Below are 14,044 nucleotides of genomic sequence, written 5' to 3'. Positions count from 1 at the left end.
ATTATTTAATCTTTAAGTATTTATGTGTCTGAAGACTTAAGTTCCATTCAGGATTATTTTTAACAAAATCAATCGTAAGTGAAAACCCTCTTGCGTTTTCCCAAGCGGGCTGTACATAATATTTTTTATCTAACTTATAAAAATTGTCTTTTGATGATAGGTTCTGATATTTGTTCATTATTTCTTGCTTTATATCAATTGCAAAATCAATATCTTTTTTATCATTGATAATTATTTTTAATTCATTAAAGTTTTCTAAAAAATAAGTTTTTGGGGGTAAATGTCTTTTTGGAGATAAAGTAATCCAATCGTAATTACCTGACATTTTGTTTACGCCACTTGTTTCAATATGAATCTTGATTGGGTTTTGATCCTTTTCAGAAGTTTCTTTATTTATAGCTTGGCACAAATTATCTAAATTATGATGTAAAGGCTCACCACCAGTGATAACTAAAAAAGATGCCCCTTTTTTTCGAGCCTTTTTTATTTCATCAATGATTTTTTTGATTGGTATTAAAGGGTATTTTTCTTTATCCCAAGAATGTTTAGTATCGCACCATGAGCATCCAACGCTACATCCAGCTAGTCTTATAAAGAAGGCACTTTGGCCTGTATGAAAACCCTCTCCTTGTAATGAATGAAATTTTTCTACTAATGGTAAGAAATTTGTCATTATTGCATTCAAGAAAAATAAATAATATTAATTTGATTGCTCTAATTTTTCCTGCGATGCTTTGATCAACCCTTTAAATAATGGATGTGGCTTCCCTGGCCTTGATAAGAATTCAGGATGGTATTGACATGCTAAAAAATATGGATGATCAACTAATTCAATTAATTCTACTAATCTTCCATCTGGTGATGTACCACTGATTTTGTATCCAGAATCTAAAAAACTTTGTTTGTAGTAATTATTAAATTCATATCTATGTCGATGTCTCTCATATATAACATCTTCGTTATACAACTCTTTACCAGTTGTATTTTTTTGAAGTCTACAAGGATAAACTCCTAATCTCATAGTTCCTCCAAGATCAACAATGTCTTCTTGTTCAGGTAATAAATGAATAACCGGGTTTTCGGAATCTGGATTTAATTCTGAGCTAGATGCATCAGGTAATTGGGCTATATTTCTTGCCCATTCTATTACTGCGCATTGCATACCTAAACATAAACCTAGGAAAGGAATATTCTTTTCTCTTGCAAATTTTATTGCTTCAATTTTTCCATTCACTCCTCTATTTCCAAATCCTCCTGGAACTACAATTGCGTCAACATCATTTAAATACTCTTCGGCTGATTTCTCTTCGATCATTTCAGCACTTATCCAATACAAATCTAATAAAGCTTTTTGTTCAATACAAGCATGCCTTAATGCCTCCACTACTGAAAGATATGCATCACCAAGTTCTATATATTTTCCAACTAAAGCAACCTTTATAGGGTTACCAGGATTTCTAAGATTATGAATTATTTTTTCCCAATTCTCTAAATCACATTCTTTATCTTCGAGTTCTAGACAATTTAAAGTCTGTTTACATAAACCTTCATTCTTTAAAGAAAGAGGAACTGAATAAATACTATCAGCATCTAATGCTTCAATTACACAATTAAGATTAACTCCGCAGAAACCACTTAGTTTTCTTTTTAGCCCTTCATTAATTTCTTTATCACTTCTGCATACAAGTAAATCTGGTTGTATACCAATGGATCGTAACTCCTTTACAGAATGTTGAGTAGGTTTAGTTTTTATCTCACCAGATGTTTTGATATAAGGAAGTAAAGTTACGTGAATATAAGCGACATCATTTTTATTAACATCATTTTTAAATTCTCTTATAGCCTCTAAAAAGGGTAGAGATTCAATATCTCCTACTGTTCCACCAATCTCAGTTATAACGATATCAGCATTGCTGTTAGCTGCTACTCTATGAATCCTTTCTCTTATTTCTCTTGTGATGTGAGGAATAACTTGAACTGTACCTCCGTTGTAACTCCCTCTTCTTTCTTTATTAATTACTGCTTGGTAGATGGATCCTGTAGTGACACTATTTAAACGAGTCATTGCAGTGTCAGTAAATCTCTCATAGTGACCTAAATCTAAATCTGTTTCAGCTCCATCTTCGGTAACGAAAACTTCGCCATGTTGAAACGGGCTCATTGTTCCTGGGTCAACATTTAGATAGGGATCTAGTTTAAGTATTGAAACGCTATACCCTCTTGATTTTAATAATCTTCCTAAGCTTGCGGCAACAATACCTTTACCTATGCTAGAAACGACTCCTCCAGTAACAAAAACAAACTTTGACATGCAATATTTTTAATTAAGCACAACCTCCTTATACTTTATTTAAACAAAAAATTTATTGATCATCCATAAATAGTTTATTCATCAATTGTTATTTCAATATCTAATTCTTTTAATTGGGATTTGGAGACATTTGAAGGTGCATTTGTAAGAAGACATTTTGCTTGTTGATTTTTTGGAAAAGCGATTGTTTCCCTAATTGAATCTTCCCCCAAAATAAGCATTGTTATCCGATCTACCCCAAATGCTATTCCCCCATGAGGTGGAGCACCCATTTCGAGAGCTTCAATTAAAAAACCAAATTTTTCATTAATTTGATTATCTGTTAATCCAACTGTTCTAAGAACTTCTCTTTGCATTTCAGCTTGATGGATACGCAGAGAGCCACCACCTAACTCTAATCCATTTAGTACTAAGTCATAAGCATGTGCTGTAGAGCTCTCTATTTTTTCTTTTAATTCTTTTGAATCTTCAAGCTTAATATTTTTAGGAGAACAAAACGGATGGTGTAAAGCTTCAAATCTTTTTTCTTCTTCATTCATTTCAAACATAGGGAAATCTGTGACCCATAAAAAGTTCCATTTATCCTTCTCTATTAGCTTTAAATCTTTTGCAATATATTGCCTGACTCTATCTAATGATTGATTTACAATTTGAGTATTTCCAGCCCCTAAAAGAATTAAGTCCCCATCTTTTGCTTCTGTTATTTTTAAAATAGTAGAGATATGATCTTTATTTAAATTATTTTTTATTGCTCCAATTGTTTCAAGTTCATCTCCTTTAACTCTTATGAATGCTAAACCTCCAGCTCCTGCATCTTGGGCAACTTTAAAAATATCTCCTCCAGGTTTGATTCGAACGTTACTAATACTTGTGTTTCCATCTTTAATAGTTATGGATTTTATTGCTCCCCCATTCTGAATTGCTTTAGTGAAAATGTTAAAACCAATATTGCCGAGTATCCCACCTAAATTTTTAAGTAACATTTCATATCTTGTATCTGGTCTGTCTGTTCCATAGTTGTCCATGGCCTCCTGCCAAGTCATTCTTGGAAACTCCTCATTGAAGTTTATATTTAGTACATTTTTCCATACATTTTTTATTAGTTTTTCATTAAAAGAAATGATTTCTTCTTCACTTATAAAACTCATTTCAATATCAAGCTGAGTAAATTCTGGTTGTCTATCAGCTCTTAGATCTTCATCACGGAAACATTTTGCGATTTGATAGTACTTGTCTAACCCTCCTACCATTAAAAGTTGTTTAAATAATTGTGGAGATTGTGGTAAAGCAAAAAACTCACCGTTTGAAAGTCTCGCTGGAACTAAAAAATCTCTAGCTCCTTCTGGAGTCGATTTTGTCAGTAATGGTGTTTCGACCTCTGTAAATCCAGAATTATCAAGATATTCTCTTACTGCTTTAATAATTTTATGCCTTGTTTTTAAATTTTTGAGTAATTTTCCTCTTCTAAGATCTAAATATCTATATTTTAGTCTAAGCTCTTCTTTTGTATTTTCATAATCATGTACTGAGATAGGAAATGGTAAATTATTTTTTATTTGATTAAGAATTTGTAGATCTTTAACTTTTAGTTCTAACTCTCCAGTGAGAATATTTTTATTTATCGAATCTTTTGGCCTTTCATTAACAATTCCATTAACCATTATCACAGTTTCATTTCTTAAAATCTCAGCCTGTTTAAAAAGAGTCTCACCATCTTCAGGATTAATAGTAATTTGCATAAATCCACTATGATCACGCAAATCTATAAAAATTACTCCACCATGATCCCTTCTTCGATCAACCCATCCACATAAATTAACTACTTTCCCAATATCTGACTTATTGAGTTCTTCACAAATTTTGTTTCGCATCTAGAAATTACTTATTGAGCAATAATTAACAATAATAATTCTTCAAGGGTAAATTTAGTTAAATATCTTTTTTATAAAAAGCTCTTTTCGTTATGGTCCCTTTGAATGTTTTACCTCTGATTAAAATTTCAACAACATTATTTAAAGTAGCGTAAGAATTTTGAATATAAGCAAAAGCTATTGCCTTTTGCTTAGTAGGGGACCAACTACCGCTAGTTATAGTTCCAATATTTTCTCCATCTTTAAATACTTCGCATCCTTTTCTTCCAATAGCTCTCCCTTCAATATTTAGACCAACTAACTTTTTATTAATTCCAAATCTTGATTGTTTTTCAAGAAACTCTCTTCCAAAAAAGTCATGATTATTTTCTAAATGTACTAGCCAACCTAATCCTGCTTCATATGGTGTAGTTGTTTCATTTAAATCTTGTCCATACAAGTGCATTCCTGCTTCAAGTCTTAAGGTATCTCTAGCACCTAAACCACAAGGCTTAATATTTTTTGAAACTAAGAAATCCCATAAATTAATTGCTGCTTTTGCGGATAATAGGATTTCTAAACCGTTTTCACCTGTATAGCCCGTTTTCGAAAAGAAAATCTTTTCTTTGGACGAAATATGTTTAAAGATTTTATATTCACAACCAAAGTAAGGGATATGTGAAATCGATGATTTAATCCATTCTTCGAATAATTTAAAGGAATTTTTGCCTTGTAGTGCAAAGAGGACCTTATCTTTTTTAGCATTTGATATTGAAATATTATTGGTATTTAAATTATTTTTAATCCAAGAGAAATCAGTTTGGTATCTGCTCGCATTTACTATTAAAAAAATTTCTGAGATATCCTCTTCTTGTTGACCAAGGTCATAAATTATTAGGTCATCTATTATTCCTCCCTTTTCATTCAGCATTAATGTATAAAGCCCTTGTCCTTCTGAAAAGGAATATAAATTAGTAGGAAAAAATTTTTGAATATATTCTTTTGGATTAATTCCTCTAAGAGAAATTACACCCATGTGGGAAATATCAAAGAATCCTGCTGATGTTCTTACTGATTCATGTTCGTTTATTAATCCCGAAAAGGATATGGGCATTTCCCAACCTGCAAAATTTACTAATTTTGCATTTGACTCAATATATTTTGAATAAAGTGGACTTTTAAGCAAATCCATGAAACATTTAATGAGTTATTTAGCTTTTCATACTTTAGTTTAGAAATTTTTTATTGCATATTTTGTACTGACATAATTAAGCTTCTCAGTACTTTTGCGGCAACTATACTACTAACTCCGCTATTGTCAATTTCTGGAGATAATTCCACAATATCTGAAGCGACAATTCTAAATTCTTTTAGAGTTTCAAGAATTACTTCAAAGTCATTCCAAAAAAAACCTCCTGGTTCTGGAGTTCCCGTACCAGGTAATAAACTTGGATCAAACCAATCCAAATCTATTGTTAAATATATTGGCGAATTAGAGTAAGGAAGAAGGGCTTTTTTAAATTCTTGAGCATTCCCTCCTGGCAAGAATTTTACTAATTGCTTTTTTTGACTCATAAATTTAAATTCTTCTTTGGTACCACTTCTTATTCCGACTTGCAAAATCTTTTTTTCAGGTAAAATATCTAAGCATCTTTGCATTGCACAAGCATGACTATGTTCATTCCCCATATATGAGGTTCTTAGATCTGCATGAGCATCTAGTTGAATTAAAATCAGATCTGGATATCTATTTACTAACGCCTCAATAGCACCACTAGTAATAGAGTGCTCACCTCCAAGCATAATGGGAGTAAGCTTGCTACTCATAATGAAATCTGTTGCTGATTTGACTGCTTTAATGACAGATATTGAGTCATTTTTATCTATTTCTAGTGAACCAAAATCAACATAATTAAAATCTTCTAAATCCTTTCCTAATCTTGGACAAAATGTCTCTAAGCATGTGCTTACTAGCCTTATGGCATTTGGACCAAATCTAGTCCCTGACTTATAAGAGCATGTACCGTCATAATTGACTCCAAATATTCCAATTGAACAATCATCTGGATTTCTTTTGGCTCCCATAAAAATTGCACTTTCGTTATCAAATAAATTTTTATTGATCATTTTACGAATTGAGTTTTTTTACAATTTTATTTGGCATCATTTTGAATGCAGCATTTTGAAAATTTAAATTCCAAACATCACAATTATTTTCTATTTCCATGACTTCTTTGTAATTGACTTTTGATAAATTTAATTCTTCATCCGAAGCGAATGTCCAACTCCAAATACCACTTGGATATATTGGCACAAATGAATACATAGTTTCAGATAATTTGAATATTTTATTGAGTGATTTCAAAATATGTATATGAATATTTTCGAATGATTCAGGTGATTCGCTTTGAGTCGCTAATATTCCCTTTTTCGTGAGTATTCTTTTACATTCTTTATAAAAGGAATCTGTGAATAATAAATTAGAAAATTCTGATGGATCTGAACAATCTATAAAAATAACATCATAAGAATTATCTTTAGTTGTTTCCACCCATTTAACTCCATCATCAATATGAATAGCTAATCTTTTATCACTCCACGCTCCACCTCCAATTTCTTTTAAAAATGTTTTAGATACTTTGATGACTTCTTCATCAATTTCTACCAAATCAATTTTTGAAACTTGAGAGTATTTTAAGCATTCTCTTGCAGTTCCACCATCACCTCCTCCAATAATCAGTATGTGAGATTTCTTATCAATGCTACTTAACGCTGGATGGACAAGACATTCATGATAATATTTTTCGTCTCTCACTGACGTCATCCAACATCCATCTAACATTAAAGCTTTACCATAAAAATCAGTCTCTATAATGAGAATTTCTTGATATTTAGAATTTTTTTTAAGTAATACTTTCCCATTAAGTCCAAATCTTGAGCCTTTGTGGTACTCATCTATCCAAGTTGGCATATCTTTCATTTTTTTTTCAATTTTTCTCTCATTAGTGTTTTTTTAGCAACTTCCCAAAGCCGCTGAAAATCTTTTGGGTTTTGTTTTCTAATATTATCTCCTACCTGATCTTCCATTATTGCAAATCTGTCTAAAAATTTTTTATTAGTTTTTTGAAGAGATGATTCTGGATTTATTTTTAGAAAGTTTGAAAGACTTATCAAAGTAAAGTAAACATCTCCAAATTCATCTTTGATTTCATGTGCCTTTTTACTTTTTATTGCTTCTTTTAATTCGCATATTTCTTCATCTAATTTATCAAAAATCTTATTACTACTTTCCCATTTAAAACCGTATTCTTTAACAGTATTAGTAATCTGGTTTGAACCTATAGTAGCAGGTAAACTTTTTACTTTTGAATTTAATTGTCTACTAATTGATGATTTCTTATAGAACGTCTTATTTTCAGAATTTTTAATATTTCTCCAAATTTCTTGTGACTTTTTTAATGATACTTTTTCTTTTTTTTTAAAAATATAGGGATGTCTATTAATAATTTTTTTATTTAAATTTTCAATAACATCTTTTAATTCAAATTCTTTTTCTTCAAAGCCAATTTCCGAATGAAGCATTATTTGTAATAGGAGATCCCCTAATTCTTCACAAATATTATTCGCGTTTTTTTCATATATTGCATCAATCAATTCACTACTTTCTTCATTTAAAAATGGGATCAAGGATTTATGTGACTGTATTTTTTGCCATGGGCAGCCCCATGTTTTATCTTTTAAATATTTAATATTTGATATTAAAATCTTGAAACTCTCTAAAGTGTTTTGATCACTATCTTTCTGATTGTTATATCCATTGTTTAAGTTCATAAAACTGTATCTTATTTATTCAATTTTGACTTAATCATGAAATTTTTAAAGACTAATTATAAAATTTTCAACTTCATCTACTAGAATGGATAATTATAGGGCGATTAGCTCAGCGGTAGAGCGCCTGCCTTACAAGCAGGATGTCCCTGGTTCGAACCCTGGATCGCCCATTTTCTTTTTATAACAATGACTGAGATCGTTAATCTTTCAATCAGTCAAACTGCAGCATCAGAGCTTTCAAGGCAAGCATCTTTTGGAGGATCGCCGGGTGAAATGTCCATTGCTTTAATTAGTGATGAAGAAGGTTGGATGCATATTAAATTAAAACCAGGTACATTTAATGGATCTCCAATATCCAGAACTGAAGGCATAACTTTATATGCTGATACTAAAAAGTTCTCCTTGTTAAAAGATTTAAAACTTGATTATTACAGTGATTTAAGTGGTGGAGGTTTTCTTATCTCAACTCCTAAAAATGCCAAGAGGTGTGCTTGTGGTTCTGGTTTTAAACTCTTGTAGTTTTACATATATTTTGCAAACTGATATTTTTTATTATTATTTGCTCCTATCAATATAAAATAAGTAAAAAGCTAATGAAATAACTATTGCAAATGAATGAGTCGAATGATGAACTTACATTAAATAATTATCTGCCTTCACAGGTAGAACAAAAATGGCAAAAGCGATGGGATAGTTTAAGAGCATTTAGTCCTAATCCTAGTGATAACGGGGATCCTTTTTGTATAGTTATTCCGCCGCCAAATGTAACAGGGTCTTTGCATATGGGCCATGCTTTCAATACTGCATTGATAGACGTGATTATTCGATTTCAAAGACTTCTTGGTAAAAATGTTTTATGTTTACCTGGTACCGATCATGCTTCAATAGCCGTTCAAACTATTCTTGAAAAACAATTAAAAACTGAGGGTAAAAATAGCGAAGATATTGGCAGAGAGGAATTTTTAAAAAGAGCATGGATTTGGAAAGAGCAAAGTGGGGGTAAAATAATATCCCAATTAAAGAGGATTGGGTATTCCGTAGACTGGGAAAGGGAACGATTTACTTTAGATGAAAAATTGAATGAAGCAGTTGTTGAAGCATTTAATATTTTGCATGAGAAAAAACTAATTTATAGAGGTGAATATTTAGTTAATTGGTGTCCAGCATCTCAATCAGCAGTTAGTGATCTTGAAGTTGAAATGCAGGAGGTTAATGGATACTTATGGCATTTTAAATATCCACTAATTTCTGATCAGGGTCAAATCTTAGATAAATATTTAGAGGTCGCAACAACTCGACCTGAAACCTTATTGGGAGATACCGCTTTAGCTGTAAATCCAAACGATGAAAGATATAAAAAATATATTGATAAAAAAGTGAAAGTACCTTTTGTTGATAGAGAAATACCTGTTATATCTGACATACATGTTGATAAGGATTTTGGTACAGGTTGTGTAAAGGTTACCCCAGCTCATGATCCTAATGATTTTGCTATCGGCAAAAGGAATAATTTAAAGCAAATCAATATAATGAATAAAGATGGAACTCTTAATATTAATGCAGGAAAGTTTCAGGATTTAGATAGATTTGATGCTAGAAAAAAAATCATAAAGGAATTAGATACTTTAGGTTTATTAACTAAAATAGAAAACTATAAAAATACAGTACCTTTTTCTGATAGAGGTAAAGTGCCAATTGAGCCATTATTGTCAACCCAGTGGTTTTTGAAAATGGACAATATTTCTTCAAGTTGTCTAAAAGAACTTGATTCTAAAAAGCCTACCTTTATTCCTCAGCGTTGGGAGAAAGTTTATAAAGATTGGCTAGATAATATCAATGATTGGTGTATTAGTAGACAATTATGGTGGGGACATCAAATTCCTGCATGGTATGTATTAAAACAATCAGAAGACTCAATAGATCAAAATACTCCATATGTTGTCGCCAGAAATGAGAAAGAAGCATTAAGCAAAGCTACTAAAGAATTTGGGTCTAATTTGCAACTTATACGTGATAAGGACGTTTTAGATACTTGGTTTTCAAGTGGTTTATGGCCTTTTTCTACATTGGGGTGGCCTAATATCAATGATGCAGATTTTAAAAAATGGTATCCAAATAGTGTTTTAATTACTGGTTTCGATATTATTTTCTTTTGGGTTGCAAGAATGACAATGATGGGGAAAACTTTTACGAATAATATTCCATTTAAAGATGTTTATATTCATGGTTTAGTTCGAGATGAAAATAATAAAAAAATGAGTAAAAGTTCAGGTAACGGAATTGATCCTTTGCTTTTGATTGATAAATATGGTTCTGATGCTTTGCGATTTGCTTTACTTCGTGAAGTCGCTGGCGCTGGTCAGGATATAAGGCTTGATTATGATAGGAAAGAAAATACTTCTTCAACAGTTGAAGCATCAAGGAATTTTGCAAATAAACTTTGGAATGCTACTAAATTTGTTTTAATAAATAAAACTTTTTCTGAAAACTGTTCTTTAAATGAGAGTGATGAAAAAAATTTAGAATTATCTGATAAGTGGATTTTATCAAAATTAAATCAGTTGAATACAAAAGTATCTAATCTTTTAATTGAATATAAATTAGGCGAATCTGCAAAATTATTATATGAATTTGCATGGAATGACTTTTGTGATTGGTATGTTGAATTTGCAAAACAAAAATTTAATAATAAAGAAACCCATAACAGAAAAATATCTGAAAAAATATTAATCAAAGTACTAACTGATGTGTTGGTTATGATGCATCCCTTTATGCCGCATATCACTGAAGAACTTTGGCATAAATTGCAAATTAAACCTGAACAAATTTTGTTATCTCTTCAGAAATGGCCTGTATTAGAAAAAAAATATATAAATTCTCAAATAGATAAATCCTTTCATGAGCTCTTTGAAATAATTAGATTGATTAGAAATCTTAGGGTTGAGTTAGGACTTAAGCCATCTCAACTGGTTCCTGTCTACTTAATTTCAGATAATGTTGAATTAACTAACTTCTTGAAAACTTTAATAGTTGATATTAAAACTTTTACTAAGTCATCTGAAGTTATTATTTGTAAATCTAAGGATATCGATAAAAATAATTTTGCTCAATCCTTTTCTGGAATTATTGGTGATTTAGAAGTCTATTTACCCTTTAATGATTTTGTAAATCTGGAAGCTTTGAAGGATAGACTTACCAAGGACCTGAAAAAAGTTAATTCAGATATAGAAACATTAAATAAGAGAATATCTAACAAAAACTTTATAGACAAAGCTCCTAAAGAGATTGTTGATGAATGTTTTGCCAAGTTGAAGGAAGGAAATTTGCAATCGGAAATAATAAATAAAAAACTTAAATTATTAAAATGATATGACTCTTATTTTTGAAAATATCTATAACTTAGCCTATTTTTTTAATACAAATATTGGCATTTTTGCTTTCATCCTTTTATATATTTTAATTGTTTTATTAATTCTTCCTGCCTCTTGGTTATCTTTATTATCTGGTTTTTTATATGGTTCTTATCTCGGTTCAATTATAGTTTTTTTTGCGGCAGTTATTGGAGCTTCAGGAGCATTCTTTATTTCAAAAAGTTTTTTATCAATAAAGCTTAAAAAAGTTATTAATCGTTTTCCCAGATTAAGTCTTATGGAACAAGTAGTGCAAAAAGGTGGTCTTAAATTAATCCTCTTAGCACGACTTTCTCCCCTCTTCCCTTTTAGTATTCTTAATTATTTTTATGGGTTAAATAATATTAAATTTAGAAACTTTGCTCTTGGTCTTTTAGGAATCATTCCTGGAACATTTCTTTATTGTTCTATAGGCAGCTTGGCAAAAAGCTTGCAGGAATTAAAAAATTTACAGCCAACAAATAATTTATTTATAACAATTATAAGTGTGGTTTCTACTTTGTTGGTTGTTTATTTTTCAGCAAAGTACGCTAAAGAATATATTAATGAGTCAAAAGAAATTAGTCTCTAATATTCCAATCTCTTATAGAAGCAATAATTACAAACCAAAAAAGTCTTAATTTTCCAAGCAAACTTTTATTAGATTGTAATTCAATATATTTTGATTGACCGCAAGGGGTTTTAATATATTTGAAAAGATTGTTGTTATCCATAAAAATCAATATCTTTAGGTAGTAATTTATTAATCATTACATAGTGTATTTCATTATCTACTTTTTTAGTTTTTCATAATTTACTGCCAGCTTAAATATTTACTGCTATGAAACTAATTCCCTTGAAATTATATTTTTTCACCTGGTTCGAAACCTCTAAAGCACTTGAATCTTGGGAACCTAAGACTGAATGTTTCAGCATCTTGAGATTGAGTTCTTGCATCAGCTCTGATTTCTACCAATTGGCCGATTAGTTTATCTTTTTTACTCCAATATTCTTCACGTTGAGAATCACTAAATCCACTTCCGCAATTAAGACGATAATTATATTGATCATCTTTACCTTCAACCAGGATTGCTCCAAGTCTGCCTTCGTTTCTGCCTGTCCCTTCTTCTATTGCTACAACTCTTAAGGTAACTTCTATGAATGGTTTTGCTTTTAACCAATTGTGTGTTCTCTTGCATTCATACCACCCATGAGGATTTTTAATCATCACGCCTTCATATCCTCCCTCTACCGCTGATTTGTTAAGTTCTACAAATCTACTTTGTCCTTCAGGAGTATCTAAATCCACATTTTCCCATTCAAGTGTTTGGACATGTTTTAAAAGAGTTGCATTTTTTGCTACCCAATCTTTTACCAACATACTTCTAGTAGCTTGATCTTTTTCCCATAAACCCTTCTTGAAATCTTTAATTGGACATAAATCAAATAAGTGTAAAACTGCATCTTTGGATTGTTTGCCATCTTTTCTATGTACTTGCTTCATTAGGTCTTGAAAATTAGCACTCATTACTTCACCGTCTAAGACTAAATCGTAGGGGGCAGGATGTTTCTCTAATACTTTTTCTATTTCTGTAATGATATGACCAAAGTTATTAAATTGTTTTCCGTTTCGAGAAAACATTTCTACTTTATTTTTTCTAATAATTGTTAATACTCTGACTCCGTCTAATTTAATCTCAATTTGTTTCTTTCCTATCATTTTCTTTTCATGGTTTGCGCTGTCATGTGCAAGGGGACATGAGAAGATAGGTATAGAATACCTTGGAAATTTTTTTGCAACTTTGTTTATTGTTTTTTCAGAAACCCCACAACGAAGATCTTTAATCAATACTCGTCTATAAAATCCGTTCCATTGTTCTTTAGTTGCAGATTTCATAACTAAATTGATCGCATTTCTAGCGGCATGCCCAGTAAGTTCTCTTTTGATTAATTGATTAGTTAATACTTTAAAAATACTCCATTTACATCCTTGACCAGATGTTTCTTCTTTTTTTTCAGGTACTTGCTTTACACCAAAAGTTACTAAAGGATCTAAAGCCATAGTTATTCCCTCAAAAAAATCATTCAACCCATTTTCCATTGCTTCAAAAATGACTTTTTCTTTATCTAGTCTGCTTGGGTGTAATTCTAATTTTTTTATTATTTCTTCTTTCCGAAGTTCTTCATGTTTCACAAGTTTTTGAACCTTTCCTAATTTACTTTAGCTATTCTGTCTATCTTCCAATCTTTATCACTTTTTGAAAAAGTAAAATCTAAGGGAAGCTCATCTTTCTTATCCTCAGATTTTAAATTTAAAGTAATTATGATTTGATCTTCTTGAACTCTTGGTCTACCTGACTTTAGATTTCTATACTTATTTAAATTTAAGCCAGCTAAAAATTTTAAAAAGTCTTGACGTTTTACATGTGTTTTATAAGTTTTAGTAGTTAGTCCATATGCAGCGTCAATTCTACCTGCTGCTACTTGATCAAAAAATTTCCGAACTAATGGATTAATTCCCCTAGCGCTTATTACAAGTTTAACAGCATTGAAGGTCCAAAAAGAAACAAGCACTGCTCCACCAACCAATAAAGCTTTTACACCAATATCTTTAACTAGTAATGCATCCATTTTGTAATTAGTTTTCTTTAATTTTAAGAAAA

At 30.8% G+C, this 14,044-nt stretch carries 13 protein-coding genes and 1 tRNA gene; 4 read left to right on the top strand and 10 right to left on the bottom strand.

Features of this window, described 5'->3' with window-relative positions:
* Nucleotide 1 precedes the first annotated feature (1 nt).
* From TX50_RS09025 to mazG, 7 genes are all read right to left on the bottom strand, one after another.
* Nucleotides 2-673 (bottom strand): 7-carboxy-7-deazaguanine synthase QueE, encoded by a 672-nt coding sequence (locus TX50_RS09025; RefSeq protein WP_011133317.1) that lies wholly within the window; start codon nt 671-673, stop codon nt 2-4.
* Nucleotides 674-700: 27 nt separating this feature from the next.
* Nucleotides 701-2,311, bottom strand: coding sequence for a CTP synthase (locus TX50_RS09020; RefSeq protein ID WP_011133316.1), 1,611 nt, complete (start codon nt 2,309-2,311; stop codon nt 701-703).
* A gap of 74 nt (nt 2,312-2,385) precedes the next feature.
* On the bottom strand, nt 2,386-4,182 hold the full coding sequence (aspS, locus tag TX50_RS09015) for an aspartate--tRNA ligase (protein WP_011133315.1): 1,797 nt from the start codon (nt 4,180-4,182) through the stop codon (nt 2,386-2,388).
* A gap of 58 nt (nt 4,183-4,240) precedes the next feature.
* The gene (gene gcvT, locus TX50_RS09010; RefSeq protein WP_011133314.1) at nt 4,241-5,353 is read right to left on the bottom strand and encodes a glycine cleavage system aminomethyltransferase GcvT; all 1,113 of its coding nucleotides are present in this window, start codon (nt 5,351-5,353) and stop codon (nt 4,241-4,243) included.
* Between the two features lie 50 nt (nt 5,354-5,403).
* The gene (speB, locus tag TX50_RS09005; protein ID WP_011133313.1) at nt 5,404-6,288 is read right to left on the bottom strand and encodes an agmatinase; all 885 of its coding nucleotides are present in this window, start codon (nt 6,286-6,288) and stop codon (nt 5,404-5,406) included.
* Nucleotide 6,289: 1 nt separating this feature from the next.
* Entirely contained in the window at nt 6,290-7,141 is an 852-nt protein-coding gene (gene speE / locus TX50_RS09000; RefSeq protein WP_011133312.1) for a polyamine aminopropyltransferase, read from the bottom strand.
* The gene (gene mazG / locus TX50_RS08995; RefSeq protein WP_011133311.1) at nt 7,138-7,992 is read right to left on the bottom strand and encodes a nucleoside triphosphate pyrophosphohydrolase; all 855 of its coding nucleotides are present in this window, start codon (nt 7,990-7,992) and stop codon (nt 7,138-7,140) included. The genes speE and mazG overlap by 4 nt, the downstream gene beginning before the upstream one ends.
* A gap of 98 nt (nt 7,993-8,090) precedes the next feature.
* Here mazG and TX50_RS08990 point away from each other — a divergent pair.
* The 4 genes from TX50_RS08990 to TX50_RS08975 all read left to right on the top strand — a co-directional run bounded on the left by TX50_RS08990 (nt 8,091) and on the right by TX50_RS08975 (nt 11,973).
* A tRNA-Val gene (locus TX50_RS08990) sits at nt 8,091-8,162 on the top strand.
* A 16-nt stretch (nt 8,163-8,178) separates the two neighbouring features.
* Nucleotides 8,179-8,511 carry an AIR synthase gene (locus TX50_RS08985; RefSeq protein WP_011133310.1) on the top strand — a complete coding sequence of 111 codons (333 nt, stop codon included), beginning with the start codon at nt 8,179-8,181 and terminating at the stop codon, nt 8,509-8,511.
* Between the two features lie 92 nt (nt 8,512-8,603).
* Nucleotides 8,604-11,360: a valine--tRNA ligase gene (locus TX50_RS08980; protein WP_011133309.1), complete on the top strand. Its 2,757-nt coding sequence runs from the start codon at nt 8,604-8,606 to the stop codon at nt 11,358-11,360.
* A gap of 1 nt (nt 11,361) precedes the next feature.
* On the top strand, nt 11,362-11,973 hold the full coding sequence (locus tag TX50_RS08975; RefSeq protein WP_011133308.1) for a TVP38/TMEM64 family protein: 612 nt from the start codon (nt 11,362-11,364) through the stop codon (nt 11,971-11,973).
* Here the strand turns inward: TX50_RS08975 and TX50_RS09855 are convergent.
* The 3 genes from TX50_RS09855 to TX50_RS08965 all read right to left on the bottom strand — a co-directional run bounded on the left by TX50_RS09855 (nt 11,963) and on the right by TX50_RS08965 (nt 14,012).
* A complete protein-coding gene (locus TX50_RS09855; RefSeq protein ID WP_011133307.1) occupies nt 11,963-12,115 on the bottom strand; it encodes a hypothetical protein in 153 nt (50 codons plus the stop codon). The two genes, TX50_RS08975 and TX50_RS09855, sit on opposite strands and share 11 nt — an antisense overlap.
* Nucleotides 12,116-12,243: 128 nt before the next feature.
* Nucleotides 12,244-13,575, bottom strand: a complete 1,332-nt coding sequence (locus TX50_RS08970; RefSeq protein WP_011133306.1) for an RNA ligase family protein — start codon at nt 13,573-13,575, stop codon at nt 12,244-12,246.
* Nucleotides 13,576-13,592: 17 nt separating this feature from the next.
* Nucleotides 13,593-14,012 (bottom strand): hypothetical protein, encoded by a 420-nt coding sequence (locus TX50_RS08965; protein WP_011133305.1) that lies wholly within the window; start codon nt 14,010-14,012, stop codon nt 13,593-13,595.
* Between the last annotated feature and the right edge of the window lie 32 nt (nt 14,013-14,044).

The sequence above is a fragment of the Prochlorococcus marinus subsp. pastoris str. CCMP1986 genome (assembly GCF_000011465.1).
GTDB lineage: Bacteria > Cyanobacteriota > Cyanobacteriia > PCC-6307 > Cyanobiaceae > Prochlorococcus_A > Prochlorococcus_A pastoris.
This window is presented reverse-complemented; position numbering and strand designations above follow the sequence as displayed.

Bases quoted from the DNA above. Each gene is read 5' to 3' on its own strand.
- TX50_RS09025 (WP_011133317.1), bottom strand. From the start codon at position 673: ATGACAAATTTCTTACCATTAGTAGAAAAATTTCATTCATTACAAGGA.
- TX50_RS09020 (WP_011133316.1), bottom strand. From the start codon at position 2,311: ATGTCAAAGTTTGTTTTTGTTACTGGAGGAGTCGTTTCTAGCATAGGT.
- aspS (WP_011133315.1), bottom strand. From the start codon at position 4,182: ATGCGAAACAAAATTTGTGAAGAACTCAATAAGTCAGATATTGGGAAA.
- gcvT (WP_011133314.1), bottom strand. From the start codon at position 5,353: ATGGATTTGCTTAAAAGTCCACTTTATTCAAAATATATTGAGTCAAAT.
- speB (WP_011133313.1), bottom strand. From the start codon at position 6,288: ATGATCAATAAAAATTTATTTGATAACGAAAGTGCAATTTTTATGGGA.
- speE (WP_011133312.1), bottom strand. From the start codon at position 7,141: ATGAAAGATATGCCAACTTGGATAGATGAGTACCACAAAGGCTCAAGA.
- mazG (WP_011133311.1), bottom strand. From the start codon at position 7,992: ATGAACTTAAACAATGGATATAACAATCAGAAAGATAGTGATCAAAAC.
- TX50_RS08985 (WP_011133310.1), top strand. From the start codon at position 8,179: ATGACTGAGATCGTTAATCTTTCAATCAGTCAAACTGCAGCATCAGAG.
- TX50_RS08980 (WP_011133309.1), top strand. From the start codon at position 8,604: ATGAATGAGTCGAATGATGAACTTACATTAAATAATTATCTGCCTTCA.
- TX50_RS08975 (WP_011133308.1), top strand. From the start codon at position 11,362: ATGACTCTTATTTTTGAAAATATCTATAACTTAGCCTATTTTTTTAAT.
- TX50_RS09855 (WP_011133307.1), bottom strand. From the start codon at position 12,115: ATGGATAACAACAATCTTTTCAAATATATTAAAACCCCTTGCGGTCAA.
- TX50_RS08965 (WP_011133305.1), bottom strand. From the start codon at position 14,012: ATGGATGCATTACTAGTTAAAGATATTGGTGTAAAAGCTTTATTGGTT.